Raw genomic sequence first — 23,781 nt, 5'->3', positions numbered from 1 at the left:
CACCGACACATACTTCCGCATCTGGCCTGTGTGCGCGATCCGGATGCGCTGGACGGCTCCGGATCAGACGTCCTTCGGCAGCTTCCGCACCTTCGCACGCCGCTTCCTGCGCTCCGGGATCATCGACCGCATCTCCTCGAGCTTGCCGAAGCAGAGCAGGCGGTCCCCCGGCTCGAGGGCGACGCCACTGCGCGGGTTCGGGATGACGTTCGAGCCGCGGTGCAGCGTGAGGACCGTGATGTCGCGGTCCCAGAGCCCGGACTCCTTGATCGTCTTGCCGACCAGGTCGGCGTTGGTGTGCACGAGGAGCTCGGCGACGCCGTAGCCGGTCGAGACGGACAGCCGCTGGCGGACGTCGATCTCGGGGAACGCGACCTGGTTCGCGATGAAGTCGACGATCGCACCGGCGATGTCGAGGCCGGTGGCGCGCTCGACACCCTCGAGCCCGGGCGACGAGTTGACCTCCATGACGAGGGGCCCGTCGTTGCCCTCGAGCATGTCGACGCCGGCGACCTTGAGGCCCATGATCTGCGCCGAGCGGACGGCCACCGCCTCGTACTCGGGCGAGAGCGTGACCTTCTCGACGGTGCCGCCGCGGTGCACGTTGGAGCGGAACTCGTCGCCCGAGGCAGTCCGGCGCATCGCTGCCACGACCCGGTCACCGACGACGAGGGCCCGGATGTCACGACCGCGGCTCTCGGCGATGAACCGCTGGATCAGGACGTTCTGCTTGGTGGAGTGCAGGGTCTCGACGATCGACTCGGCCACCTTCGCCTCGGGTGCCAGGATCACGCCGATGCCCTGCGTGCCCTCGAGGAGCTTGATGACGACGGGCGCGCCACCGACCCGCTCGATGGCGCCGCGCACGTCGTTGCGGCCGGCCACGAAGGTCGTCGCCGGCATGCCGATGTCGTGCCGCGACAGGATCTGGTTCGCCCGCAGCTTGTCCCGCGAGTTCGTGATGCCGTTCGCCGTGTTCGGCGTGTAGACGTCCATCTGCTCGAACTGCCGCACCACGGCGGTGCCGTAGTAGGTGATCGAGTTGCCGATGCGCGGCAGCACCGCGTCGTAGTCGCTCAGCAGCTTGCCGCGGTAGAGCAGGTCCGGGTCGTCGCCGGACAGGTCGATCGCGAAGCGCAGGGTGTTGAGCACCTTGACCTCGTGACCGCGGTCGAGTGCCGCTGCGCGGAGGCGCTGGGTCGAGTACGCCTGGGGCGCGCGCGACAGGATGGCGAGTTTCATCGAGGGGTTCTCCGCTGGGTCGGATCGACGGCGACGCCCCATCAAAGCATGCGGACGTGGCCACGGAGCATGCGACAGGATGGGCACATGGCCCGAGCTCCGAAGTCCTCCGACAGCGGGCTCGTCGTCGCCGGGTGGCGGGAGTGGGCGGGGCTGCCGGACCTCGGCGTGCCGTGGATCAAGGTGAAGCTCGACACCGGCGCCCGGAGCTCCGCGTTGCACGCCTTCGACCTCGAGGAACTGCCCGGCGAGCGGGTCCGGTTCTCGCTCCACCCCTGGCAGGACACCGACGCCGACGCCTCCACCATCGAGTGCGACGTGCACGACCGCCGCATCGTCCGCAGCTCGACCGGACACACCCAGGAGCGCATCGTGGTCCGCACGCGGATCGCGTTGGCCGGGCAGGTCGTCGAGTCCGAGGTCACCTTGAGCAACCGTGACCAGATGGGGTTCCGGATGCTCGTCGGTCGCGAGGCGCTCCGGCAGGGCTTCCTCGTCGATCCCGCACGGTCCTTCATGGCCGGGCGGGCTCCGAAGGAGATCCGGCGGCGCAACCGCGGTCGCGCCTGAGCGCTCCTGGGCACGCGGCGCGGGCCGTTGCGGTGACCGGTCGACGGCCAGGAGGCGCGGTGCGGGGCCGCCACGGGCCTCCCGTCCGCCTCGACGCGCGTCCCGGGCGCTCGTCGGGTCAGCGGCCCAGGTGGCGGCCGAGGAAGGCGAGCTCCTGCGGCGCCAGGCGGCGCCAGTAGCCGTGCGTGTGGGCGCCGGGTTCGAAGCCCCCGGCCGGAGGCGTGTCGAAGCCGTCGACGTAGGCGTGCACCGCCGGCGCGAACCCGTCACCGTTGCCGCAGTCGACGCGGACGGCGACTCCGTCGAGGGCGCGCTGCCGCCCGAGGACGGTGTTCGCGCGGAAGTCGGCGGCGTCGTCGAAGGCGCCGCGGGCGGTGTCGGCGGCCGACTTCCAGAGCGCGGGGCTGATGGCCGAGACGGCCCGGACGCGCGAGGCGCCGAGGACTCCGCCGAGCCGGAGGGCGCCGAAGCCACCCATCGAGTAGCCGGTCAGGGCGAGGCGGTCCGTGTCGAAGCCGCGGCGGGCGATCAGGGGCAGGAACTCGTCGACGACCATCGCGGCGGGGTCGTCCCCGTCGGCTCGTGGGTGCCAGTAGCGGTTGCCGCCGTCGATCGAGGCGATCGCGAACGGGGCTCCGCCGTCGGCGACGTGCGCTGCGAGGAACCGGTCGTAGCCCAGGCTCCGCCCGAAGAACGAGGTGTGGTCGTCGCCGTGGCCGTGCAGGGCGACCACCACCGGCAAGGGGGTGTCGGATGCCGGGGCCGCGATCGTCCAGCCGACGGTGCGGCCCTTCCGCGCGGTCGACACGAAGGTGCCGGAAGTGGTGGGAACCGGCTCGACGTCGGGGACCGTGCCGTCGGTGCCGTCCAGACCGAGGACCCGGTACAGGGTCGAGCGCCCGGGCAGCAGGCCGAGGTTGATCCCCTCGGCCACGGCTCCCGCGGCGACGACGCCCGCGCCACCGATGAGCAGGGAACGGCGGGTGATCGTGGCAGCACGCGATCGGGTCATGTGGTGGGCGCCGTTCCGTCTGGGGTGTGTTCCCGGATGAGGGACGCGGCGACGGAACGTGCCGTCGTCGTGTCGAGCGCGGGGTCGCGCAACCGCATCGCAAGGGAACCGGAGACGATGAGCAGCATCTGGTCGGCGAGGGCCTCGGCACGGGGACCGACCACCGGCGCCGCCCGCGCCACGAGCCGACGGCGCAACGTGGTGGTCTCGAGGTCCAGGACCTGCCGGACCTCGGCGGGGGCGTCCGCGTACTCGGCGGCGGTGCCGAGGAAGGCGCACCAGCGGGAGCCCGTGGGCGTCGAGCGGTAGTCGTCGAGGGCGTCGAACACCGCCAGGAGTCGGCCCAGGTCGTCGTGTTCGGCGGCGACCGCACGATCCCAGGTGGCGATCCAGTCATCGTGGCGACGGGTGAGGGCCGCGGCGACGAGCGACTCCTTGCTCGCGTAGCCGCGGTACAGCGTGGCTGTCGAGACCCCGGCCCGTTCGAGGACGGCGTCGATCGGGGTGGCGGCGATGCCCTGTGAGAAGAAGAGCTCCTCGGCGGCGTCGAGCAGCCGTTGCTCGGTCCCTGGGCGCATCACCATGAGAGCACCCTAGGCTCTGAAAAGTGAAACGATCGTTTTCGTTACGACATCGACTGCTCCTGGTGAGCGGACTCGGCCTGATCGCCGCCACCTACGGCCTGGTGCGCCTGGCGTACGGGCTGTTCCTGCCCGACGTGCAGCGCGACCTGGGGCTCCGGGCAGACGCCGCCGGGTGGGTCTCGTCGGGTGCCTCGGCGCTGTACTGCGTCGGTGCAGTGGCCGGGTTCCTGCTCGCCGCACGGATGCCCCGGGTGCTCGTCGCGATCGCGACCCTGGTGGCGGGGGTCGGTGCGATCGCGATGGCGACGGCCGGCGGCTCGCTGGCGTTCGGCGTCAGCGCCGTGCTCGCGTCGGCAGGTGCCGGACTCGCGTCGCCCGCCCTCGTGCGGATCGTCGCCGAGCAGGTGCCGGCGGCGCTGCTCGGTCGAGCGCAGGCGATCGTGAACGCCGGCACCGGCCCGGGGCTCGTGGGTGCCGGGGTGCTCGCGCTCGTGCTGCTGCCCGACTGGCGGACGGCCTGGGCGGTGTCCGGGGTGTTCGCCCTGGCCGTCGGCGCGCTGCTGCTCATGGTGTCCCGCGGCGGGGCCGCTGCGTCCCGGGCGCCACTGCCCGGCGCTCCGTGGTTCGCGGCGCACCGAGGGGTCCTCGTGCTGGCGCTCCTGTTCGGGGCGGGGTCCGCCGTCGTCTGGACCTACGGACGTTCGGCGCTGGTGGAGGCCGGCGCGTCGGTCGTCGTCTCGGTGTCGGCCTGGATCGCGCTCGGGATCGGCGGAGCGGCCGTCGTGGTCACCGCGCGTTGGACGAACGGGTTGCGCGCACGGACGCTCTGGGCGGTCACGGCGGGGTCGGTCGCCGTCGCCGTCGCCGTGCTCGGGGCAGCGCCACAGTCGACGGTCGCGGCGCTGCTGGCGTGTGCCGTGTTCGGCTGGGGCTACACGGCGGCGACCGGGGCGCTGATCGCGTGGACGACCGAGATCGATGCCGAGCGGTCGTCGGCGGGCACGTCGATGCTGTTCGTCGCGCTCGTGCTCGGGCAGGCCGTCGGTGCGGCGGGTGCCGGAGCGCTCGTCGGCGCGATCGGCTTCGTCGGGACGTTCGTGGTCGGGGCAGTCGTGACCGCTGCGAGCGCCGTCCCCGCGGTGGCCCGTCGGCCGGATGGTGTCCGTGCCGTCAGAGCAGCGGGCGGAGCTCGATCGCCCGGTTGCACGCCTGCGACGCCTGGTGCGCCACCCGTGCCGCCGTCTCGGCATCCGGGAGGTCCATGACCCAGAACCCGGCGACGTACTCGTCGGAGTTGGTGGCGGGCCCGGTCGTGGCGCGCCCGGGCGTGGTGTCGGCCGCGTCCCCGCGGGCGTCGACCACGATGGCGTCCGCCGGCGCGGAGACCCCGGCGGCGAACACGATCGCGTCGGCCATCCGTTCGTTGAAGGCCTCGACCGCGGCGGCTTCGGCGTCGGTCGCGGAGTACGTGTTGCCGACGGCAGCGGCCTGGCCGTCGTCTACGACGTTGACGAGGAACTGCATGGCATCTCCCTGTTCGTTGGCGGGAGGCTACTCCTGCCCGAGCACACCCAGTAGCGTTTCCTGCATGGGGACGACGGCGGAGTGGTCGCGACTGCCGGTGGGGCGGCACGAGTACCGGCAGGACACGGTGCTCGCCGTGGTGCTGGCCGGTGGACTCGCCGTCACGACCTTCCTGTACGGGTCGGCCGGTACGTACGGTGACGACCAGGCCGCCTGGTGGGTCTCCGCGCTGATGATCGTCGCGAACGCGGCCCCGATCGCGTTCCGCCGACGCTTCCCGATGTCGGTGGCACTGGTGTCGGCGGCAGCCTTCGCCGCCACGCAGCTGCTCCAGGTCCCCGAGGTCTTCCTCGTCAACTTCACCCTGTTCATCGCGCTGTACACGGTGGGGGCGTGGTGCTCCGACCGGGTCCGGGCCGAGGCGGTGCGTTGGGTCGTCATCGGCAGCATGTTCGCCTGGTTGTTCGTCGCGATCTCGTTCGGGTGGGCGTCACCGAACGCGCTGCCGAACGACACGGACTCGCCCGTCGCCCCGTACGTCGCGATCTCGCTGCTGAACATCTTCATCAACGTGATCTACTTCGGTGCCGCCTGGTACGCCGGCAACCGGGCCTGGGCCTCCGCGGTCGCACGACACGAGCTCGCCGAACGCACCGCCGAACTCGCCACCGAGCGGGAGCGGTCGGCCGCACAGGCCGTCACCATCGAGCGGGTGCGGATCGCCCGCGAGCTGCACGACGTCGTCGCCCACCACGTGTCGCTGATGGGCGTGCAGGCCGGTGCCGCACGTCGGGTGATCGACCGCGACCCGGCGCAGGCCGCCGCGTCGCTCGGGGTGGTCGAGGAGAGCGCCCGCACCGCGGTGGAGGAGCTCCGGCGGATGCTCGGTACCCTGCGCTCCGACGACGATGCGGACGGCCGCGGAACGGCCAGTGGCGCCGACGCCCCGAGCACCGAGGGGATCACCCGGATCGGTGAGCTCGCCGAGTCCGCCCGGGTCGCCGGTCACCCCGCCGAGTACGTGGTCGTCGGCGACGAGCGCCCGGTGCCGCCGACGGTGGCCGCGGTGGCGTACCGGATCGTGCAGGAAGCGGTGACGAACATCCTCAAGCACGCCGGCCCGACCGCCCGCGCCGACGTCCGGCTGCGGTACCTGGACGACGGCGTCGAGGTGGAGGTCACGGACGACGGGCTCGGCGCCCGTGCCGCCCGGAGCACCTCCGGCAGCGGACTCGGACACGTCGGGATGCGGGAACGCGTCGCCGCCGTGGACGGACGGATCGAGATCGGGCCACGAGCCCGGGGAGGCTACCTGGTGCGGGCATGGCTGCCGACGACGTGAACGGAACGACCGACCTGACGATCGTGCTGGCCGACGACCAGGAGCTCGTCCGCGCAGGCTTCCGCGTGATCCTCGAGTCCGAGCCCGGGTTCCGGGTGGTCGGCGAGGCCTCGGACGGAGCGCGTGCCGTCGAGGCCGTGCAGGAACTCCACCCGGACGTGGTCTGCCTCGACGTGCAGATGCCCGGCGTCGACGGGCTCGAGGCCGCACGGCGGATCGCGGCGCTGCCGGACCCGCCGGCGGTGCTCATCCTCACGACGTTCGACAGCGACGACGCGCTGTTCCAGGCGCTCGAGGCGGGGGCGAGCGGGTTCCTGCTGAAGAACGCCTCCCCCGAGCGGCTGATCGATGCGGTCCGGACCGTCGCCGCGGGGGACGCCCTGCTCGCGCCGGACGTCACGCGCCGGGTGATCAGCCGGGCGACGGCGTCGGCTGCCGCCCGGACCTCGGCGACAACCACGACCGCGACGACCGCGACACCTGCCACGACGGGCGCGGGAGCGCTCGCCACCGCCGGGCTCACCGAGCGGGAGACCGAGGTGCTGCGGCTCCTCGCCCGGGGCCTGAGCAACGCGGAGATCGCCGCCGAGCTCTACGTCGGCGACGCCACCGTCAAGACCCACGTGTCGAACGTGCTCCAGAAGCTCGCACTGCGCGACCGGATCCAGGCCGTCGTCTGGGCCTTCGAGCACGGCGTCGCCGGTTGACCGAGCCGGGTCGAACCCGCACGAGCCGAACAAGCCCGCACCGTGCCGACCCGCACCCAGCCCGCACCGAGCAGGGTCGCTCAACCCGTGCGGCCTTGACTGCACCGTGCTCCGCCAGCACGACGCACCGAGCAACCAAACCCGCACGAGCCGAACAAGCGCGCACCGTGCCGACCCGCACCCAGCGCGCACCGTGCCGACCCGGCGCACCCGCCCCACCGGGCCGACGCGCGTTCCTCCCCCACGCGGTGGAGCCGACCACCCACCCAAGTCCCGCCTGACGGCGGAGGTGGGGCGTGCCTCCCGGCCAATAGCGTCGGACGCAGCGACGACCAGCGTCGCGACGAAGGGGAACGACATGCTCACCATCGAAGGGGTGACCAAGCACTTCGGTGACCGCCGGGTGCTCGACGACGTGGGGTTCACGGTCGGCAGCGGCCGCCTCACCGGGTTCGTCGGCGGCAACGGCGCCGGCAAGACCACCACCATGCGCATCATGCTCGGCGTGCTCCAGGCCGACGCCGGCTCGGTCTCGATCGACGGCACCGCGGTGCGTCCCGCCGACCGCCGCCGCTTCGGCTACATGCCCGAGGAACGCGGCCTGTACCCGAAGATGCCGGTGGCCGAGCAGGTCACCTACCTGGCCCGGCTGCACGGCGTCGACAAGCGCGCCGCGACGAACCGGACCGGCGAGCTGCTCGAACGCCTCGAACTCACCGCGCACGCCGGAGACCCCGTCGAGAAGCTCTCGCTCGGCAACCAGCAGCGCGTGCAGATCGCAGCGGCGCTGGCACACGACCCCGAGGTGCTCGTGCTCGACGAGCCGTTCTCGGGCCTCGACCCGATGGCCGTCGACACGGTGCTCGGCGTCCTGCGCGAGACCGCGGCCCGGGGCGTCCCGGTGCTGTTCTCGAGCCACCAGCTCGACGTGGTCGAGCGGCTCTGCGACGACGTCGTCGTCATCGCCGGCGGCACGATCCGCGCCGCCGGTCCGCAGGAGGAACTCCGCAAGCAGGCCGGCCCCGCCGCCTGGGAGCTGCTGGTCGACGGGGACGTCGCCTGGCTCCGCGACGAGCCGGGTGTGGCCGTGCGGGAGTTCGACGGCGGCTACGCGGTCTTCGAGGCCGATGCGGCCACCGCCCAGCGCGTCCTGCAGCGTGCCGTCCAGCACGGCACGGTCGGGTCGTTCTCGCCGCGGGTGCCGCGGCTCAGCGAGGTCTTCCGGGAGGTCGTCCGATGAACAACTCCTTCGTGCAGGCCGTACGGCTCGTCTCCGCACGCGAGATCCAGGCGCGCATCCGCAGCAAGGCCTTCGTGGTCTCGGCGCTCATCCTGATCGGCATGGTCGTCGCGTCGATCGTCGTCGGCGGGATCGTGAGCAAGGCCACCGCGGATGACACCACCCCGGTCGCGGTCGTCGACGGCGTCTCGCTGCCGACCACCAGTGGGCTCGACGTCACGAAGTCGGCATCGGTCGACGACGCCGAACGGCTCGTGACGAAGGGCGACGTCGACGCGGCGATCGTGCCGTCGGACGACCCGCTCGGCTACAAGGTCGTCGGGCTCGACGAGGCCCCGTCCGAGGTCGTCTCGGCGTTGAGCGTCACTCCGCGCATCGAGCTGCTCGACCCGAACGCACTGCCCGGTGGCCTCGTCTACCTCATCGCCATCGCGTTCGGCGTCGTGTACTTCGCGTCGGCGGTGACCTTCGGCCAGTCGATCGCGCAGAGCGTCGTCGAGGAGAAGTCGACGCGGGTGGTCGAGATCCTGATGTCCGCGATCCCGGCCAGGGCGCTGCTCGCCGGCAAGGTCCTCGGCAACAGCATCATGGCCTTCGCCCAGATCGTCGCGGTGGCCGTCGCCGCGATCGTCACGTTGGCGGTGACCGGGCAGGACAACATGTTCGCGATGCTCGGCCCGAGCATCCTGTGGTTCATCGGCTTCTTCGCGATCGGGTTCGTGCTCCTCGCGTCACTGTTCGCCGCCGCAGCCGTGCTCGTCTCGCGTCAAGAGGACGTCGGCAGCGTCACCACCCCGGTGATGATGCTCGTGATGATCCCGTACTTCCTGATCATCGTGGCGTACGACAACCCGACGATCCTCGGCATCATGTCGTACGTGCCGTTCAGCGCCCCGATCGGCATGCCCATGCGGATCTTCCTGGGGACCGCGGAGTGGTGGGAGCCGATCCTGTCGCTCGTCATCGTCGCCGCGTCGGTCGTCGCGGTCGTGGTCATCGGCGCTCGCGTCTACGAGAACGCCCTGCTCCGCACCGGCAGTCGCGTGAAGCTGTCGGAGGCGCTGCGCGGCTGACGCCGCAGACCCGGCAGACCCAGACGGGAGGCCCGTCCCGCGTGAGCAGACCCGCTCACGTCGGGCGGGCCTCCCGTCGTCAGTCCGCGCGCACCGAGAAGACGTCGCCCGGCTGGCAGCCGAGCACCTCGCACAGTCGCGTGAGGGTCGAGAACCGGATGGCCCGAGCCCGGTTGTTCTTGAGCACCGACAGGTTGACCACGGTCACACCGACCCGGTCGGCGAGCTCCGTGAGGGTCATCCCCCGCGCAGCCAGCAGGTCGTCGAGGTGACAGACGACCGCGTGGCCGTCCTCCTGCTCCGGCGGCATCAGACCAGTCCCGCCTGGTCGCGGACCATCCGCTGCGAGGCGGTGAGCGCGAACCGGAAGCAGACCACGACGAGCAGGCCGAGGTACACCGGCAGGAACTGGTGCTCGACCAGCGGGGCGGGCAGGTACCCGTCCCAACCGAGCCCGGACACGACCCAGTTCCACCCCATCCGCCGGACGAACGACGGCAGGAACCCGGCGACCAGCACCGCTCCGGCGAGCCAGTCGAGGATCCGTGTGGTCGAGCGGTCGAAGAGCCCGCCGCGCGAGATCTTCCAGGCCACCGCCGCGACCAGGGCGATGAGGGCGCAGACGAGCAGGACCTCGATGGCGTCGCCGATGCGGATGTACCCGATCGCGCCACCCGGCACGTCGGCGATCGGCGCCCGGAGCACGAGCTGGTCGGAGGTCACCGTCGCACCACCGGGAGGCTGCGGGACGTCGCTCGTCTCCCGCATCCGGATCGGTACCGCCACCGTGCCCGAGGTGATCGAGCGCACCAGCAGGTCGACGTACCGCCACACCACGATCGCGATGCCGATCGCGCACGCCACGACGTAGGCCAGGTAGGAGTTCCGCCCGCGGGGCGGTTCGTAGACGGGTGTGGTCATGGCTTCTTCCCCTGTCGATCGTCGATACCATCGATTGTCGATGTAACGATAAACGATAGGTCAGAGTCCGGCAAGCCCCTACAGCAGCCCGAAGGCCGCCTGCATGCCGAGACTCGTCCCCGCCACCAGGACCCAGAGCGCGATGCCGAGCAGCATCGGCCGGAAGCCCGCACGGCGGAGCGCCGCGAAGTCCGTCGAGCAGCCGATCGCGGCGAGCGCCACCGTGATGAGGAACGAGGCGGCCGTCGCGAACCCCGGCGCCACGGACGCGGGCAGGACCCCGACCGTCCGGAGCAGCACCACCACGAGGAACCCGATCAGGAACCACGGCACCAACCGGAACACACGGAACCCGCGACCCGGCCCCGAGGCGGGGGCGAGCTGCTCGCGGGCGGCGCGGCGGGCCTCCAGTCCGGCCAGCCCGATGGCGATCGGGATGATCATCAAGGTGCGCACCAGCTTCACGACGACCGCGGTGTCGGTCGCCTGGCGGCCGTAGACGGTCGCCGTGGCGACGACGGACGACGTGTCGTTCACGGCGGTGCCCGCGAAGACGCCGAAGGCGTGCTGGCTGAGGCCGAGGGCATGTCCGAGCAGCGGGAAGGCGAAGACCGCGGCGATGTTGCAGAGGAAGATCGTCGACATCGCGTAGGCGACGTCCGCACTGACCGCGCCGATGACGGGTGTCACGGCGGCGATCGCCGAGGCGCCGCAGATCCCGGTGCCGACGCCGATCAGGGTGCGGAGTGCTCCCGAGACCCGGAGGAGTCGGCCGATCCCCCACGCGGCCACCAGGCAGACGACGAGCGTCGCGAGCATCACCGGCAGGGTCTCACCGCCGATGCGCAGGACCTCGCCGATGGACAGCTGCGCCCCGAGCAGGACCACCGCGAACTGCAGGACCCGGCTCGACGAGAACTTGACCCCGGGTGCCAGCACCGCGAGCGTGCCACCGGTGCGACGCCGGACGAGCCACCCCACCACAGCACCGATCAGGACGGCGGGGACGGGGCCGCCGACCACCGGGACGACCCGGCCGACGAAGGTGGCGACGATCCCGATCGCCACGGCGACGGCGACGCCGGGGGCGGCGGCACGGACGGACTGCATGGGACCAGCATGTCGCGCTCGCGGACGATCCGTGGTCGTGACGGGCAGGATGGGCTGGTGGAGTACGCGGCGGAACGGTGGGTGCAGCGGCTGCGCGACGGGCAGATGCTGCGGCGGGGGCCGGTGCTGCTCGCGGCGGCGATCACCACGGCGGTGGGGCTCGCCCTGCTCGTCGCAGAGTTCGCGTTCCCGGACTTCCTGCGCGGCATCGACAACGCCCGGACCCAGGCGTCGTTCGTGGTGTGGCCGTTGATCGTGGTCGGGTTCGGACTCCTGCTGGCAGTGTCGACGATGGCGTCGGGCCGAGCCGACCGCCGGACGCTTGCGCGCATCGGAGCCGGCAGGGCACCTCGATTCCACCTGCCGGTGCTGACTTCGGGCCTGCGCACCTCCGACGACTTCCCGAAGCCCCGCCCCGAGATCTGGACCGTCGACGAGTTCGGCCTGCACGCGTGGGCACCGTCACGGGACCAGCCAGTGTTCGACATGCCGTGGGCGCGGGTCGACAGGTTCTCCGTCGCGACGAAGGACTCACGCGGACAGCGGGTCGACTTCGGCATCTGGATCACCACGGTCGACGGTCAGGACGTCGTCGTGGAACCCCGTCCCACGCTCGGGCGTGGGTTCGAGGCGGGGCCCGGCAAGCTCGACACCCTCGTGCGGGTCCTGCGCGCACTGCAGCGCGAGCTCGGCGTCGCGTCCGCGCCGGACGACCATCACTGAACTCGTGGGGCGAGGGCCGTGTCCCTCCCTGCGCTACAAAAGTATGCCTATTCAAGCGACGTGGACCTGCCCGCAGCCCGCGTGCTGCGACACTGCTCCCATGCGGGGGATGCACCAGGACACGATCGATGTCGCGGATGACAGGATCGACGGCCCACACGGACCGGTCCCCATCCGGCGGTACCGACCGCTGGACCGGAGCGCCAGCACGGGATCCCCGACCCTGGTCTGGGTGCACGGTGGCGGGTTCTTCCGTGGGGACCTCGACCTGCCCGAGTCCGATGCCGTCGCCCGCACGCTTGCCGAGCAGGGTCTGCCGGTCGTGACCGTCGACTACCGCCTCGGACCGCTGCCCGGGCTGCCGTGGCTCGGTCGGGGTGGCCCGCGTGGACGACGACGGGCGCCGCACGCCCGGGACGAGGTCGTCGCCGTGCTCCACCACCTGCGGGACGAATCACCGTCCGGCCTGGTGCTCGGCGGGGCGAGTGCCGGGGCATGCCTGGCGGCCTCGGCGGTCGCGACCGCCCCGCCGCTGATCGGCCTCGTGCTCGCCTACGGGTTCTTCCACGAGCGGCTCCCCCGCGACCGGTCGGTCCAGCGACTCGTCCGCGGACACCGACGGCTCACCCATGCGCCACTGCTGCTCGACCTGAGCAACCGCGCGTACGCGGGCGGCCGGCCCACCGCGGTCTACCCGGCAGTCGATGACCTCGGCCGGTTCCCGCGTGCCCTGGTGGTCGACGCCGAGCGGGACGTGATGCGCACCTCGGGGGAACGCTTCGCGACCGAGCTCGAGGATGCGGGCGTCGAGGTCGAACGTCAGGTCCTGCCGGACAGTCGTCACGCGTTCCTCAACCGACCCGGCACCCGGGACTTCGACGACGCGATCGAGCGCATCACGGGCTGGGTCGACCGAGCGACCATCCACTGAGCGCTCATCCGGCGGCGAACGGCGGCATCCGGGGAACGGCACGCCGACCTCGGACGTATCGTGGAATCGGAAGCAACGGCGGTTCCGAATCCCCTCCGCCACGCTCCCTGCCGTGGCGCTTCACCACCGTGACGAAGAGTTCCATCGTGACCGAACACCTCATCGAGTACGTCGCCCGCGACCGCACGGGCATCACCGCCGTCGTGACGCCGACCGGTGTCATCGACGTGGACACCGTCATCCAGCACATCCGCGCCGGTTACGCGGGCTACTACGTGGCCGCCGACTCGTGGAAGCGGACCCCGGTCCGGAGCATGACGTTCATCGGCGGGGCGTACCTCTTCGCGAACTGGGACGGGTCGAAGCGGAACATGCTGCACGACCTGGCGTTCCGGTCGCCGACGCGATCGATCGAGACACCCCACGAACCGGAGTCCCGGTTCTCGCGGTTCCTCGACGCGCTGTTCGGCAAGCGGTCGCCGCAGCACTGAACCCCGGCGGGTCGGTCAGCGCGGGAGCCGTGCCGACGCAGAACGACACCGCCGCTCTCGTCCGACAACGACGGTGTCGTTCTGGGTGAACCCGGGGGCGAAGCGCCTACTGCTCGCCGTCCTCTTCGGGGTTGAAGTGCGAGTCCTCGCCGGTGTGGCCGGCAGCCAGGCCGTCGGGGTTGTTCGGGATCGTGTTGTCGTCGCCGAGGCCGCCCGGCTTCTCGGTGCCCTCCGAGTCGTTCTTCGGGGCGCCGTGGGTGTTGTCGCTGTCAGACATGAGCTGCTCCAGTGCAGAGGTCGATCCGGAGACGCTGCCTCCGGTGGTACTGAGGACTCGAACAGTACGTGGCGCGCCTCGGAAACAGCCGTCCCCGGACCGGAGGACGGATGACACGGACCGACTCGCTGGGTAGATTGTTCAACAACCCGCGAGGACAGGGAGCACCCGTGACGACGATCGACCTGAACAGCGACCTCGGCGAGGGCTTCGGCGCCTGGGCCATGGGCGACGACGACGCGATGCTCGACCTCGTCTCGAGCGCCAACGTCGCCTGCGGCTTCCACGCCGGCGACCCGACGATCATGCTCGCGACGGCCCGCGCCGCCGCCGAGCGCGGAGTCGCGATCGGCTCCCACGTGGCATACCGCGACCTCATCGGCTTCGGTCGTCGCCCGGTGCACGTGACGCCCGACGAGCTGCACGCCGACGTCGTCCACCAGCTCGGCGCCATGGCCGCCGCCGCCCGCGTGGCCGGCACCGCCGTCACGTACGTCAAGCCACACGGCGCCCTCTACAACACGGCCTGCGCCGACCCGGTGCCGGCCGAGGCGGTCGTCCGTGCCGTGGCCGACGTCGACCCGTCCCTCGCCGTGCTCGCGCTGCCCGGGTCGGAACTCCTGCTCGCGGCCGAGCGGTACGGACTCCGCACGGTGAGCGAGTCCTTCGCGGACCGCGCGTACGAGCCCGACGGATCCCTGGTGTCCCGCAAGCAGCCGGCATCCGTGCTGCACGACCCGGACGAGGTCGCGGCCCGCGTGCTCCGCATGGTCACGGAGGGCGTCGCCACCGCGGTCGACGGCTCGGAAATCGCGGTCCGTGCCGACTCGGTCTGCGTGCACGGCGACTCCCCGGACGCCGTCGCGATGGCCCGTGCGATCCGGACGCTCCTGACCGAGCACGGCGTCACGATCGCCCCGTTCGCACCACTCGTGCCGTGACCGGTCCCGAGGTCCGCTCCGCTGGCGGCACCGCACTCCTCGCCACGTTCGACTCCCTCGCCGACGTCATCGCCTTCCGTGCCGGACTCGCCGACGCCGCGCTGCCCGGGGTGACCGAGGTCGTCTCCGGAGCCCGGACGCTGCTGCTCCGGTACGACCCGACGACGACGGACGCAGCACGACTCCGCTCGGACCTGACGCGCGTCACCCCGGACACCGACACGATCGACGCGGGCGACTCCGAGCCGCTCGTCATCCCCGTCACGTACGACGGCGAGGACCTCGACGCCGTCACCGAGCTGACCGGCATGCCGCGCGACGACCTCGTGTCCTGGCACACCGGGCAGCTCTGGACGAGCGCGTTCTGCGGCTTCGCCCCCGGTTTCAGCTACCTCACCGGCAGCGATCGACCACTCGACCTGCCCCGCCGCGCCACCGCCCGCACGGCCGTCCCGAGCGGCGCGGTCGCGCTGGCGGGCGAGTTCAGCGCCGTCTACCCACGTACCTCGCCGGGTGGGTGGCAGCTCATCGGCCGGACCGACGTCCCCATGTGGTCGCTCGACCGCACCCCTCCGGCGCTCGCCCCCGCCGGCACGCTCGTCCGCTTCGTCGTGGCGGGTGCGGCATGACCGCGCTGACCGTCGTGCAGGTCGGCTACGGCGCGACCACGCAGGACCTCGGGCGCCCGGGCTTCAGCGACATGGGCCTCGGCGCGGCCGGCGCCGCCGACCGCGGCTCCGCGGCGCTCGCCAACCGGTTGGTCGGCAACCGTCCCGACGCCGCCGTCCTGGAGGCCCTGCTCGGCTCCGTCACGCTCCGCGCCGACACGTACGTGGTCGCGGCCACCGCCGGCGCGGCCTGCCCCGTCGAGGTCGAGCGGGCGGACGGCCGGGTCCGCGGCGCGGCCTCCCACGAGGTCGTGCTGCTGGCACCGGGCGACATGCTCCGGATCGGCACCGCGACCGTGGGACTCCGCACCTACGTCGCGGTCCTCGGCGGCTTCGCGGTGGAACCCGTGCTCGGCAGTCGCTCGTGGGACTCCCTCGCGCGCCTCGGCCCGCCGCCGCTGACGGCCGGTGACGTCCTGCCCGTCGGGGATGCCCGGGTCTCGTGGCCGATCGTGGACGCCGTGCCGCAACCCGAACCGCGGTGGCCCGACGAGCCGGTCGTGCTCGACCTGGTACCCGGTCCCCGCGACGACTGGTTCGCCCCGGAGTGGCGGACGACCCTGACCGGCCAGGACTTCTCCGTCAGTGCGGACAGCGACCGCGTCGGGGTCCGCACCACCGCACGGACGCCGCTCGCCCGCGCCGTCACGGGGGAGCTGCCGAGCGAGGGCGTCGAGACCGGGTCGCTGCAGGTCCCACCCGAGGGCTTCCCGGTGCTGTTCCTCGCCGACCACCCGGTGACCGGCGGCTACCCGGTCGTCGCGGTCCTGACGCCGGAGTCCGTCGACCGTGCCGCACAGCTCCGCCCGGGCGACGTGATCCGCTTCCGCATCGTCGACTGACCGGCCCGGAACAAGTGCAGGGGGTCCGGGGTTGGCTTGGAGACCGCTGACGAAAGGTTCCCCATGTCGATGACCGTCCTGCTCGAGGTCCAGTTCCAGAGCGACGCCCCCGCCGATGCCGTCGAGACGGCGATCCGCGAGACGCTCGAACAGACCGCGTCGTTCCACGGACTCGAGTCGCTCGAGGTCCTGGTCGACGATGCCGACCCGAACACGATGGTCGTCGTCGAGTCGTGGACGACCGCCGAGGACCACGACACCTACGTCGCGTGGCGCGCGACCCCGGAGGGCGCAGCAGCCATCGGCCCGCTCCTGGCGACCGCGCCGATCACCCGCACCTTCGCGCGGACCGTCCCGCTCGACTGAGGTGACGCCGACGCCGGTGCCGCGGCCCGACGACGGCGCGATCACTCAGATCGTGTCGTCGTCGGTGTCGAGCGGCACCGGCCGGTCGTCGTCGGGGAGCAGTTCGTCGTCCGCGTCGTCGACCACGGGCAGGTCGTCGGGGTCGAGCACGGTCGGCTCCGGTTCGTAGTCGGTCTCCTGCGCCTCGCGGAAGTCGTCGAGGGTGTCGTCGTCCTTCGGATCGCTCATGGCCCCGAAGGTACCTCCGGATCCTCGACGTGTCCGCAGACGGTCAGCGCTCCCGACGACGGTCAGCGAGCGGCGTGCTCCCGGGCCTCCATGGCGTCCCAGGCGAAGCTCGCCAGCCAGTGGGTGGAGTAGTACTCCTCGCCCACGCTCGCCGCGAGCCCGGAGGTCAGCAGCCGGTCCGCCGCGTCGTCGAGCAGGTCGGCGACGCCGGTGCCGTCCGAGCCGCCGTCGCCGAGTGCGTCCGCGATGCGCCGGGCCGACCCCGCACGCGACAGGTCGAGCCCGAACAGGTGCACCTGCTGCGGGTCGTTCTCGTCGCGGACCACCGTCGAGCGCAGGATCGCGTCGCCCGGCTGCACCGAGGCGAAGAACCCGCGCGCCCACGCGGCGAACTCCGGGGCCGGCAGCACGGCACGCATCAGGTCGGCTTCGGCCAGGCCTGCGGACAGGAAGTCGTGCCCGCTCCGCTCCCAGGCGAACGGCCAGCCGGCGTCCGTGCCGAACCACTCCTTCGCGGCCCCCTCGATCGCGGCGGCCAGGGCCGGACGGTCGAGCGACCGGGCGGCCTCGAGCACGAGCAGCAACCCGAACGCCGAGTTCGAGTGCACGCCGTGCCGGACAGGGTGTGCTGCGCCGTCGATCCACCGGACGACCAGGTCCTCGAGGACGTCGACGACCGGCGCGAACCCCGGGGCCAGTGCCCGGACGGCGGGCGCCTCGGATGCCGAGACCTCGGCGGCGAGCCGCGCGAGCCAGGCCCAGCCGTAGGGGCGCTCGTAGTGCGGGGTCTCGCGCAGGTAGGCCGCCTCGGTCGCGAGGTGATCCGTCGTGAGGTGCGCCTGCAGGATCGAGGTGAGCCGGGCCTCCAGTTCGGTGGGCAGGCCGTGCGCGACCAGGCGCGCCGCGAGCCAGTGCATGTGCACCGACGAGTGCCAGTCGTAGGACGTGGCGAAGGCGGGGTGGAGCTCGACGGGCAGTGCCCGGTCGTCCGGTCCGGACGTCGCGTGGTGCGCTGCGTAGGGGTACTCGCGGGTGGTGTTGTCCGCGACGACGGCCGCGAAGCGGTCGGCCCAGGCGGCCCGGGTCAGGTCGATCGAGGCGGCATCAGAATGCGACAAGGTACATGACTCCCATGTTGACGACGAGCAGGATGGCGGCGGTCGGGATCTGCGCCTTGATCGGGCCGTACTTGTCCCGCATCTCGAGCAGGGCGGCCGGCACGAGGTTGAAGTTCGCGGCCATCGGGGTCACGAGCGTGCCGCAGAAGCCAGCGAGCATGCCGATCGCGAAGATCGCGGCCGGGTTGCCGTCGAAGCCCTGCACCAGGACGGGCCAGCCGATCGCGGCCGTCATGATCGGGAAGGCGGCGAAGGCGTTGCCCATGATGATCGTGAACAGGGCCATGCCCAGGCAGTAGATGACCACGGCGGCGAGCAGCGAGCCGTCGGGCAGGACCGACTTGATGATCGTGCCGACGGCGTCACCGACCCCGGCCTGGGTGAAGACGATGCCGAGCGTCGAGAGCATCTGCGGCAGCAGTGCCGCCCAGCCGATCGCCTGCAGCAGCCGTCCGCCCTCGCGGATCGGGGTGGCGACCTTCGGCGGGCGCAGGACGAACACGGCCACGACCACGGCGAGCACCGAACCGATGCCCAGGCCGGTCAGGGTCGCACTGCCCTCGGCCAGCAGCGGTTCGCCACCGAACGAGACGAGTGGACCGAGCGTCGCGACCAGCACGGCGACCACCGGCACCACGAGCGCCGGGATGAAGAGCCGGTTGCCGTACTTCGTCGCGAACCCGGCGCGCTCGTCGGGACTGGTGGTGGCGAGCACACTCGTGCTGCCGCTGCCGGCGTTCGTGATCTTCTGCGTCACGCCCGTGGGCTCGGCGGGGCCGGTCTCGGCACCGGTGCCCGCGCCGGGGATGCTCGCGACCCGGGTGCGGCTCGTCGTGCCGGTGAAGCCGAGCCCGGCGAGCGCGACCATCACGAGGACGGCGATCCCGAGCGTCCAGGCCGGCACGGTGCCCGCGGCGACGAAGGTGCCGTAGAAGAACGACAGGCCGAGGATGCCCCAGAACGCCGCGTTGCCCAGGCGCTTCGCGTGCGCGGTGTCGGTGACGATCAGGACGGCGACGGCGATGAAGAACGCGCCGATGAGCCAGTAGAGCCATTCGCTGGTGATCACGCTGCTGCCCCCAGGGTCGGGGCGTCGGCACGGGCGTCCGCCGCCATCTTGTCGAGTCGGCGATCGAACAGCAGCAGGCGTCCGCCGTGCACGATCAGCGCTGCGATGCCGGTGGGGATGGCCCAGAGCGCCAGGTCGATCGGTTCGAGGGACAGCCCGTACGTCGAGTCGACGAAGGTCGTGATGAGCAGGATCGAGCCGACGGCGACGAAGACGTCCTCGCCGAAGAACACGCCGACGGTGTCGGACGAGGCCGAATAGCCCTTGATCTTCTCGCGCATCCGCTCGTCGATCCGCCCGTACTTCTTGGTCGCGGCGCCCTCGGCCATCGGGTACACCAGCGGACGCACGGTCTGCGCCGGGCCACCGATGCTGGTCAGGCCGACCGCCGCGGTGACCTGCCGGATCACCAGGTACCCGGCGAGGAGACGACCCGTCGTGAGCTTGTCGAGCTTCGCGATGAGTCGCTTCGCCTGGTCCTGCAGGCCGTAGCGCTCGATCAGGCCGATGACGGGCAGGACGAGCGCGAAGGTCGTGACGGACCGGCTCGAGGCGAACCCGTTGCCGAACGCGTCGAGGATGCCGACGGGACCGATCCCGCCGATGGCCGCGGTCACGATGCCCGCGACCGTGACGACGAGGAGCGCGTTGATGCGCAGCGCGAAGCCGACGATGACGACGGCGACGCCGATGAGGACGAACATGCGGGACAGTCTGGACCGCATTGTTCAACAATCGCAAGAGCCGGTTCCGCTCTGTAACACGCCCTTCACAATCGCCACGCATGCCAGGATCGGTGCCATGACCCGAACCGTCGGCGGCGCTGACTCCACGGCCACGCGGTTGCGCACCATGATCGCCTCGGGCGACTTCTCCCCCGGGGCGCAGCTGTCCGAGGAGCGGTTGAGCGACCAGCTCGGGGTGTCGCGGAACACCCTGCGCGAGGCGTTCCGGCTGCTCGCCCGCGACCGTCTGGTCGAGCACGTGTTCAACCGCGGGGTGTTCGTCCGGCGGCTCTCCGCCGCCGACGTCACCGATCTCTACGCGGCTCGACGGGTGCTCGAGGAGGCAGCCGTCCGCGCCTGCACACCCGACTCGCCGGCACTCGCCGACGCCGCAGCAGCGGTCGCGGATGCCCGGGCAGCAGCGTCCGCGGGCGACTGGGGTGCGGTCGGGACCGCCGACATCCGGTTCCACTCCGAGCTCGTGCGCGCGGTGCCGAGCGAGCGGATCCACGCCCTGATGGACGGCCTGCTCGCCGAGATGCGGCTCGCCTTCCTGACCACCGCGGACCCGGCCTCGTTCCACGCCGACTTCGTCGAACGCAACGACGCGATCGTGTCCGCGTTGCGCGGTGGCGACCAGGACGCCGCCTCCGCGCTGCTCGCCGACTACCTCGACGATGCGGAGCGGACGCTGCGGGTCGCCGCCGACGCAGCCGACTGAGGGGCGGCCAGGAGGCCCGGTGCGGCTCCGCCCCACACGCGCGGTCCGAGCGCGCTCACGCTGATCCCTGCGGACCCCTCAATCAGGACTTCCCGCCGAGCAGGGCCGTGACCGCGTCGACCACGACCTGGCGACGCCGCGGCGGCGTCACGGCCTGCACCAGCGGGTCGTACTCCGGAGCGGTCGCGCTCCAGAACGCCGCGGTGTGCAGGACGAGCCCGAGGAGCACCGCCGGACGGAACGCCCGCGGCAGGACCCCGGCACGCTGGGCGTGCTCGACCTCGGCCACGGCATCGGCGTAGGCGCTCACGACCGATTCGAGCGGGACGTCGGCACGCTCGAGTCGGTGCCAGGTCGCGAGCCGCTGGGCCCAGGGGCGACGGACGTACGAGTCGTGCACCCGGCCGGCCCAGGCGGCGAGGTCGGCGGTGTCGAGTGGAGCCTCGGCGAACGTCTCGGTCACGGTGTCGGCGACGAGGGCGTCGAACAGCCCCTCCTTGCTGCCGAAGTAGTGGAAGACCTGTGCCTTGTTGCTCGACGCCGTGGCACCGATCCGTTCGACCCTGCCGGCGGCCAGTCCGACCGCGGCGAACTCGTCCCGCGCGGCGAGCAGGAGCCGGGCGCGCATCGCGTCAGCGGCTGGGGGCGTGAATCGGGCCATGGCGACCACCGTACTGATCACGCAGCCCGCAGCGCTGGAGTGCACCGCAGCAGCTTCAGGCCCGCTGTCTCCGCACAGCGCTCCGAAGGACCAGCGCAAGCGTCAACAGGACGCCGGCGACCACGGCCCCCTGGACGAGGTCCGCGAAGCCGCGCTGCAGATCGTCACCCGTGACGAGGATCGCGACGACCAACGCCGCCGTCACCGCGAGCACGATCGACCGGGCTCGCAGGCTCCCGTCCGAGCGGCTCACGGCGGCGTGGATCGCCACGAACGGGACCGGGAAGAGCGCGGCGAAGGCAGCCGAGCCGTCGAAGAAGAGGAGGCCGACGAGCAGCCCTGCCCCGAGACCGGTCGACAGAGCCACCCAGTCCGACGTGGAGATCCCGGCCCGCACGGTGCCTCTGCGCCGATGCCGTCCCAGCAAGAACGGCAGGGCGCAGAGGGCGCCACCGACGAGCAGGAACGCCCCCGGATTCCACGACGCCTCGTTCGGAGCGCTCAGCATCGAGGCCCCGAGCGCCATGCTGGCGATCAGGATCGCCCGGACCCCACTCCGCCGCATCTGCTCGATCGCTCGGTTCTGATGTTTCACATCCCCGACCGTACTGCCCGGACAGGCGTGACGGGCATCCGCTGGTGCCGTGGTCCGCGACCACAGCCGGACGGGAGGCGCGGCGCGAACCCGCACCGCGCCTCCAGTCCGTCACCCGAAGCGACCGTTGACGTAGTCGGCGGTGCGCGGATCCTGCGGTGTCTGGAACATCGCGTCGGTCGGGCCGTGCTCGACGATCGCACCGGGTGTCCCGGCCTCGGCCAGGAAGAACGCGCAGCGGTCGGAGACGCGCTGCGCCTGCTGCATGTTGTGCGTGACGATCACGATCGTCACGTCGGTGGCGAGCTCCGTGATCGTCTGCTCGATGCGCCGGGTCGACGTGGGGTCGAGGGCGGAGCACGGCTCGTCCATCAGGAGCACCCGCGGACGGACGGCGAGCGAACGAGCGATGCAGAGCCGCTGCTGCTGCCCACCTGACAGGCCGCCGCCGGGCTGCCGGAGACGGTCCTTGACCTCGTTCCACAGGCCCGCCTTGGTGAGCGTCTCCTCGACGAGTGCCGCCTTCGCGGCCTTGTCGAGCCGCACGCCCGTCAGGGCGAGTCCTGCGAGCACGTTGTCCTGGATGCTCATCGCGGGGAACGGGTTGGGCTTCTGGAAGACCATCCCGATCTGCCGCCGGGCCTCGGTGATCCGCCGGGATGCGTCGTAGATGTCGACGTCGTCGAGGAGCACCTCGCCCGCGAGCGACGCGGTGGGGACCAGCTCGTGCATGCGGTTGAGGGTGCGGAGGAACGTGCTCTTGCCGCAGCCGGAGGGCCCGATCAGGGCGGTGACCTGGCCGGCCGGCATGGTCAGCGAGACACGGTCGAGCACCTTGTGGTCACCGAACCAGGCGGAGACGGATCGGGCGTCGAGCGTCGCGGGCAGGGTCGACGGATCCGGTGCCGGGGGCACGCGGTCGAACCAGCTGTCGAACTCGGCGAGGAGGGTTTCGGTTTCTGTTCCGGGCATCGTGGTCTCTTCGGTCACATCAGGTTGGGCAGGAGGACGGTGAGCTGGGACGCCGCGGAGAGCCCGACGGCGAGCACCACCGGGACGGCGACGACGAGTGTCTGCCGACGGCCCCAGAAGCGCATCCCGACCGCGAACAGCGCGACCATGCCGGCCAGGACGATCAGGCCGAGCACGAGGAACGGCCACACCGAGCCGTCACCGGCCATCGTCAGTTCGGCGGGGGCGAGTGCGGCGTAACCGAGCGACGGCGTCGGGGTGGGAGCGGCCTTCGAGACGAGTTCGGCGTCGACGCGGACGACGGAGTCGGGCAGGAACGGCAGCCCGGCGGCGGAGACCAGGGTGAGCCGACCGTCGCCGGCCTCGAGCGGTGCGGGGACGTGGTCGCCGGTGCGGCGGACGTCGACGACCCGGTACTTCGCGGTCCCCTGCCCGGTCGTCGCGGTGATGACGGCGCCCTTGTCGAGCTGGTCGATGCGACCGAAGGGGCCGCCGTAGGCGGTCTGGCGCCCGTAGACGACGCTCGCGCCGACCTGACCGGGCAGCGGGGTGTCCCGACGGTGGCCGGGGCCGGAGCGGGTGGTCTCCGACGTGGTGCCCTGCAGCACGACCGTGTCGAGGTCGAGTGCAGGCACCCGGACGATCGCGACGGGGGTGCCCTCGGGGACCAGGCGCCCGTCGGTGCCGGTCTGGCCGACGGGGGCGGTGGCGTTGGCGAGCTGGTAGCGGAACGCGTCACGGGCGAGCTGCTGGTCGCGCGAGTACGTGACCTGCGACACGGCCGTGAACTGCAGCGCGAAGCCGACGAGCAACAGACCGACGACGACGATCGCCGACCCGCTGAACCGCCAGCGGTCGGGGGCGCCGAGGACCGGGATCGCCCGGGCGGCGGGGCCGACGGACTCGTGGGACCAGCCGCTGACCGGGCGGGTCGGACGCCGGGTGCGGGACGGACGGAGCGCCCGGATCGGCCGCCACGTCCGGACGGCGCGACGGCGGCCGCTCGCGTCCGGTTCGCCGGTGGGTCGCCGGCCCGGCAACCAGGAGGTGAAGCTCGTCATCGATCCGTCCGTCGGGGTGTTCGGGGTGTTCGGGGTGTGGTGTCTTCGGGGGTGGAGTCTTCGGGGT

At 71.9% G+C, this 23,781-nt stretch carries 30 protein-coding genes; 14 read left to right on the top strand and 16 right to left on the bottom strand.

Annotation, left to right across the window (positions count from 1 at the left end; all coding sequences use genetic code 11):
- Window positions 1-63 precede the first annotated feature (63 nt).
- Window positions 64-1,242, bottom strand: a complete 1,179-nt coding sequence (locus tag KK097_RS11370; protein ID WP_110861118.1) for a RimK family alpha-L-glutamate ligase — start codon at window positions 1,240-1,242, stop codon at window positions 64-66.
- A gap of 87 nt (window positions 1,243-1,329) precedes the next feature.
- On the opposite strand from KK097_RS11370, the gene KK097_RS11365 reads away from it, so the two are divergent.
- Window positions 1,330-1,812: an ATP-dependent zinc protease family protein gene (locus tag KK097_RS11365; protein ID WP_027465989.1), complete on the top strand. Its 483-nt coding sequence runs from the start codon at window positions 1,330-1,332 to the stop codon at window positions 1,810-1,812.
- Between the two features lie 118 nt (window positions 1,813-1,930).
- On the opposite strand, the gene KK097_RS11360 is transcribed toward KK097_RS11365, so the two are convergent.
- Both KK097_RS11360 and KK097_RS11355 read right to left on the bottom strand, forming a co-directional pair.
- The gene (locus KK097_RS11360) at window positions 1,931-2,824 is read right to left on the bottom strand and encodes an alpha/beta hydrolase (RefSeq protein WP_214544836.1); all 894 of its coding nucleotides are present in this window, start codon (window positions 2,822-2,824) and stop codon (window positions 1,931-1,933) included.
- Window positions 2,821-3,408, bottom strand: a complete 588-nt coding sequence (locus KK097_RS11355) for a TetR/AcrR family transcriptional regulator (RefSeq protein ID WP_214544835.1) — start codon at window positions 3,406-3,408, stop codon at window positions 2,821-2,823. The genes KK097_RS11360 and KK097_RS11355 overlap by 4 nt, the downstream gene beginning before the upstream one ends.
- A 62-nt stretch (window positions 3,409-3,470) precedes the next feature.
- Here KK097_RS11355 and KK097_RS11350 point away from each other — a divergent pair, with 62 nt between their 5' ends.
- Window positions 3,471-4,673: an MFS transporter gene (locus KK097_RS11350; RefSeq protein WP_214544833.1), complete on the top strand. Its 1,203-nt coding sequence runs from the start codon at window positions 3,471-3,473 to the stop codon at window positions 4,671-4,673.
- Here the strand turns inward: KK097_RS11350 and KK097_RS11345 are convergent.
- Window positions 4,579-4,932 carry a YciI family protein gene (locus KK097_RS11345; RefSeq protein ID WP_214544831.1) on the bottom strand — a complete coding sequence of 118 codons (354 nt, stop codon included), beginning with the start codon at window positions 4,930-4,932 and terminating at the stop codon, window positions 4,579-4,581. The genes KK097_RS11350 and KK097_RS11345 overlap by 95 nt on opposite strands.
- 64 nt (window positions 4,933-4,996) lie before the next feature.
- On the opposite strand from KK097_RS11345, the gene KK097_RS11340 reads away from it, so the two are divergent.
- The 4 genes from KK097_RS11340 (at window position 4,997) to KK097_RS11325 (ending at window position 9,294) form a co-directional block, all read left to right on the top strand.
- The gene (locus KK097_RS11340; protein ID WP_250896669.1) at window positions 4,997-6,274 is read left to right on the top strand and encodes a sensor histidine kinase; all 1,278 of its coding nucleotides are present in this window, start codon (window positions 4,997-4,999) and stop codon (window positions 6,272-6,274) included.
- Window positions 6,256-6,981: a response regulator gene (locus KK097_RS11335; RefSeq protein ID WP_214544830.1), complete on the top strand. Its 726-nt coding sequence runs from the start codon at window positions 6,256-6,258 to the stop codon at window positions 6,979-6,981. Before KK097_RS11340 ends, KK097_RS11335 begins: the two co-directional genes overlap by 19 nt.
- Before the next feature lie 358 nt (window positions 6,982-7,339).
- Window positions 7,340-8,221 (top strand): ABC transporter ATP-binding protein, encoded by an 882-nt coding sequence (locus tag KK097_RS11330; RefSeq protein ID WP_214544828.1) that lies wholly within the window; start codon window positions 7,340-7,342, stop codon window positions 8,219-8,221.
- Window positions 8,218-9,294, top strand: coding sequence for an ABC transporter permease (locus tag KK097_RS11325; protein WP_214544827.1), 1,077 nt, complete (start codon window positions 8,218-8,220; stop codon window positions 9,292-9,294). The genes KK097_RS11330 and KK097_RS11325 overlap by 4 nt, the downstream gene beginning before the upstream one ends.
- A 79-nt stretch (window positions 9,295-9,373) precedes the next feature.
- On the opposite strand, the gene KK097_RS11320 is transcribed toward KK097_RS11325, so the two are convergent.
- The 3 genes from KK097_RS11320 to KK097_RS11310 all read right to left on the bottom strand — a co-directional run bounded on the left by KK097_RS11320 (window position 9,374) and on the right by KK097_RS11310 (window position 11,325).
- A complete protein-coding gene (locus KK097_RS11320) occupies window positions 9,374-9,604 on the bottom strand; it encodes a helix-turn-helix domain-containing protein (RefSeq protein WP_214529945.1) in 231 nt (76 codons plus the stop codon).
- Window positions 9,604-10,215, bottom strand: a complete 612-nt coding sequence (locus tag KK097_RS11315; RefSeq protein ID WP_214544825.1) for a hypothetical protein — start codon at window positions 10,213-10,215, stop codon at window positions 9,604-9,606. Before KK097_RS11315 ends, KK097_RS11320 begins: the two co-directional genes overlap by 1 nt.
- 78 nt (window positions 10,216-10,293) lie before the next feature.
- Window positions 10,294-11,325 (bottom strand): YeiH family protein, encoded by a 1,032-nt coding sequence (locus KK097_RS11310; RefSeq protein WP_214544823.1) that lies wholly within the window; start codon window positions 11,323-11,325, stop codon window positions 10,294-10,296.
- A 57-nt stretch (window positions 11,326-11,382) separates the two neighbouring features.
- Between KK097_RS11310 and KK097_RS11305 the strand changes: the two genes are divergently transcribed.
- The 3 genes from KK097_RS11305 to KK097_RS11295 all read left to right on the top strand — a co-directional run bounded on the left by KK097_RS11305 (window position 11,383) and on the right by KK097_RS11295 (window position 13,470).
- Window positions 11,383-12,048: a hypothetical protein gene (locus KK097_RS11305; protein WP_214544821.1), complete on the top strand. Its 666-nt coding sequence runs from the start codon at window positions 11,383-11,385 to the stop codon at window positions 12,046-12,048.
- A gap of 109 nt (window positions 12,049-12,157) precedes the next feature.
- Window positions 12,158-12,979 carry an alpha/beta hydrolase gene (locus KK097_RS11300; protein WP_214544819.1) on the top strand — a complete coding sequence of 274 codons (822 nt, stop codon included), beginning with the start codon at window positions 12,158-12,160 and terminating at the stop codon, window positions 12,977-12,979.
- Window positions 12,980-13,125: 146 nt separating this feature from the next.
- Window positions 13,126-13,470: a hypothetical protein gene (locus KK097_RS11295; RefSeq protein ID WP_214544817.1), complete on the top strand. Its 345-nt coding sequence runs from the start codon at window positions 13,126-13,128 to the stop codon at window positions 13,468-13,470.
- Window positions 13,471-13,576: 106 nt separating this feature from the next.
- Here KK097_RS11295 and KK097_RS11290 read toward each other — a convergent pair whose 3' ends face one another.
- The gene (locus KK097_RS11290; protein ID WP_214529939.1) at window positions 13,577-13,747 is read right to left on the bottom strand and encodes a hypothetical protein; all 171 of its coding nucleotides are present in this window, start codon (window positions 13,745-13,747) and stop codon (window positions 13,577-13,579) included.
- A 170-nt stretch (window positions 13,748-13,917) separates the two neighbouring features.
- Here KK097_RS11290 and KK097_RS11285 point away from each other — a divergent pair, with 170 nt between their 5' ends.
- From KK097_RS11285 to KK097_RS11270, 4 genes are all read left to right on the top strand, one after another.
- Window positions 13,918-14,688: a LamB/YcsF family protein gene (locus KK097_RS11285; protein WP_214544815.1), complete on the top strand. Its 771-nt coding sequence runs from the start codon at window positions 13,918-13,920 to the stop codon at window positions 14,686-14,688.
- Window positions 14,685-15,317, top strand: a complete 633-nt coding sequence (locus KK097_RS11280; protein ID WP_214544814.1) for a 5-oxoprolinase subunit B family protein — start codon at window positions 14,685-14,687, stop codon at window positions 15,315-15,317. Before KK097_RS11285 ends, KK097_RS11280 begins: the two co-directional genes overlap by 4 nt.
- The gene (locus tag KK097_RS11275; protein WP_214544813.1) at window positions 15,314-16,198 is read left to right on the top strand and encodes a 5-oxoprolinase subunit C family protein; all 885 of its coding nucleotides are present in this window, start codon (window positions 15,314-15,316) and stop codon (window positions 16,196-16,198) included. The genes KK097_RS11280 and KK097_RS11275 overlap by 4 nt, the downstream gene beginning before the upstream one ends.
- Before the next feature lie 63 nt (window positions 16,199-16,261).
- Window positions 16,262-16,564, top strand: coding sequence for a putative quinol monooxygenase (locus tag KK097_RS11270; protein ID WP_214544812.1), 303 nt, complete (start codon window positions 16,262-16,264; stop codon window positions 16,562-16,564).
- Window positions 16,565-16,609: 45 nt separating this feature from the next.
- On the opposite strand, the gene KK097_RS11265 is transcribed toward KK097_RS11270, so the two are convergent.
- From KK097_RS11265 to KK097_RS11250, 4 genes are all read right to left on the bottom strand, one after another.
- A complete protein-coding gene (locus KK097_RS11265) occupies window positions 16,610-16,792 on the bottom strand; it encodes a hypothetical protein (protein ID WP_214529934.1) in 183 nt (60 codons plus the stop codon).
- A gap of 62 nt (window positions 16,793-16,854) precedes the next feature.
- Entirely contained in the window at window positions 16,855-17,910 is a 1,056-nt protein-coding gene (locus KK097_RS11260; RefSeq protein WP_250896668.1) for a DUF2891 family protein, read from the bottom strand.
- The gene (locus KK097_RS11255) at window positions 17,897-18,979 is read right to left on the bottom strand and encodes a DUF979 domain-containing protein (protein ID WP_214529933.1); all 1,083 of its coding nucleotides are present in this window, start codon (window positions 18,977-18,979) and stop codon (window positions 17,897-17,899) included. Before KK097_RS11255 ends, KK097_RS11260 begins: the two co-directional genes overlap by 14 nt.
- A complete protein-coding gene (locus KK097_RS11250; RefSeq protein WP_214529932.1) occupies window positions 18,976-19,683 on the bottom strand; it encodes a DUF969 domain-containing protein in 708 nt (235 codons plus the stop codon). The genes KK097_RS11255 and KK097_RS11250 overlap by 4 nt, the downstream gene beginning before the upstream one ends.
- Before the next feature lie 97 nt (window positions 19,684-19,780).
- On the opposite strand from KK097_RS11250, the gene KK097_RS11245 reads away from it, so the two are divergent.
- Window positions 19,781-20,425: a GntR family transcriptional regulator gene (locus KK097_RS11245; protein ID WP_214544811.1), complete on the top strand. Its 645-nt coding sequence runs from the start codon at window positions 19,781-19,783 to the stop codon at window positions 20,423-20,425.
- 82 nt (window positions 20,426-20,507) lie between these two features.
- Here the strand turns inward: KK097_RS11245 and KK097_RS11240 are convergent, their stop codons facing one another.
- From KK097_RS11240 to KK097_RS11225, 4 genes are all read right to left on the bottom strand, one after another.
- Window positions 20,508-21,086, bottom strand: coding sequence for a TetR/AcrR family transcriptional regulator (locus tag KK097_RS11240; RefSeq protein WP_214544810.1), 579 nt, complete (start codon window positions 21,084-21,086; stop codon window positions 20,508-20,510).
- Window positions 21,087-21,141: 55 nt separating this feature from the next.
- Window positions 21,142-21,681: a hypothetical protein gene (locus KK097_RS11235; protein WP_214544809.1), complete on the bottom strand. Its 540-nt coding sequence runs from the start codon at window positions 21,679-21,681 to the stop codon at window positions 21,142-21,144.
- Between the two features lie 111 nt (window positions 21,682-21,792).
- Window positions 21,793-22,569: a phosphate ABC transporter ATP-binding protein gene (locus KK097_RS11230; RefSeq protein ID WP_228513776.1), complete on the bottom strand. Its 777-nt coding sequence runs from the start codon at window positions 22,567-22,569 to the stop codon at window positions 21,793-21,795.
- Between the two features lie 98 nt (window positions 22,570-22,667).
- Window positions 22,668-23,781 (bottom strand): sortase (locus tag KK097_RS11225; protein ID WP_214544808.1); only part of this gene is annotated, 1,114 nt, incomplete at its 5' end.

The organism is Curtobacterium flaccumfaciens, from assembly GCF_018598405.1.
GTDB lineage: Bacteria > Actinomycetota > Actinomycetes > Actinomycetales > Microbacteriaceae > Curtobacterium > Curtobacterium aurantiacum.
This window is presented reverse-complemented; position numbering and strand designations above follow the sequence as displayed.

Bases quoted from the DNA above. Each gene is read 5' to 3' on its own strand.
- KK097_RS11370 (WP_110861118.1), bottom strand. From the start codon at position 1,242: ATGAAACTCGCCATCCTGTCGCGCGCGCCCCAGGCGTACTCGACCCAG.
- KK097_RS11335 (WP_214544830.1), top strand. From the start codon at position 6,256: ATGGCTGCCGACGACGTGAACGGAACGACCGACCTGACGATCGTGCTG.
- KK097_RS11315 (WP_214544825.1), bottom strand. From the start codon at position 10,215: ATGACCACACCCGTCTACGAACCGCCCCGCGGGCGGAACTCCTACCTG.
- KK097_RS11340 (WP_250896669.1), top strand. From the start codon at position 4,997: ATGGGGACGACGGCGGAGTGGTCGCGACTGCCGGTGGGGCGGCACGAG.
- KK097_RS11290 (WP_214529939.1), bottom strand. From the start codon at position 13,747: ATGTCTGACAGCGACAACACCCACGGCGCCCCGAAGAACGACTCGGAG.
- KK097_RS11325 (WP_214544827.1), top strand. From the start codon at position 8,218: ATGAACAACTCCTTCGTGCAGGCCGTACGGCTCGTCTCCGCACGCGAG.
- KK097_RS11275 (WP_214544813.1), top strand. From the start codon at position 15,314: ATGACCGCGCTGACCGTCGTGCAGGTCGGCTACGGCGCGACCACGCAG.
- KK097_RS11320 (WP_214529945.1), bottom strand. From the start codon at position 9,604: ATGCCGCCGGAGCAGGAGGACGGCCACGCGGTCGTCTGTCACCTCGAC.
- KK097_RS11310 (WP_214544823.1), bottom strand. From the start codon at position 11,325: ATGCAGTCCGTCCGTGCCGCCGCCCCCGGCGTCGCCGTCGCCGTGGCG.
- KK097_RS11245 (WP_214544811.1), top strand. From the start codon at position 19,781: ATGACCCGAACCGTCGGCGGCGCTGACTCCACGGCCACGCGGTTGCGC.
- KK097_RS11330 (WP_214544828.1), top strand. From the start codon at position 7,340: ATGCTCACCATCGAAGGGGTGACCAAGCACTTCGGTGACCGCCGGGTG.
- KK097_RS11355 (WP_214544835.1), bottom strand. From the start codon at position 3,408: ATGGTGATGCGCCCAGGGACCGAGCAACGGCTGCTCGACGCCGCCGAG.
- KK097_RS11365 (WP_027465989.1), top strand. From the start codon at position 1,330: ATGGCCCGAGCTCCGAAGTCCTCCGACAGCGGGCTCGTCGTCGCCGGG.
- KK097_RS11345 (WP_214544831.1), bottom strand. From the start codon at position 4,932: ATGCAGTTCCTCGTCAACGTCGTAGACGACGGCCAGGCCGCTGCCGTC.
- KK097_RS11300 (WP_214544819.1), top strand. From the start codon at position 12,158: ATGCACCAGGACACGATCGATGTCGCGGATGACAGGATCGACGGCCCA.
- KK097_RS11265 (WP_214529934.1), bottom strand. From the start codon at position 16,792: ATGAGCGATCCGAAGGACGACGACACCCTCGACGACTTCCGCGAGGCG.
- KK097_RS11270 (WP_214544812.1), top strand. From the start codon at position 16,262: ATGTCGATGACCGTCCTGCTCGAGGTCCAGTTCCAGAGCGACGCCCCC.
- KK097_RS11250 (WP_214529932.1), bottom strand. From the start codon at position 19,683: ATGTTCGTCCTCATCGGCGTCGCCGTCGTCATCGTCGGCTTCGCGCTG.
- KK097_RS11360 (WP_214544836.1), bottom strand. From the start codon at position 2,824: ATGACCCGATCGCGTGCTGCCACGATCACCCGCCGTTCCCTGCTCATC.
- KK097_RS11240 (WP_214544810.1), bottom strand. From the start codon at position 21,086: ATGGCCCGATTCACGCCCCCAGCCGCTGACGCGATGCGCGCCCGGCTC.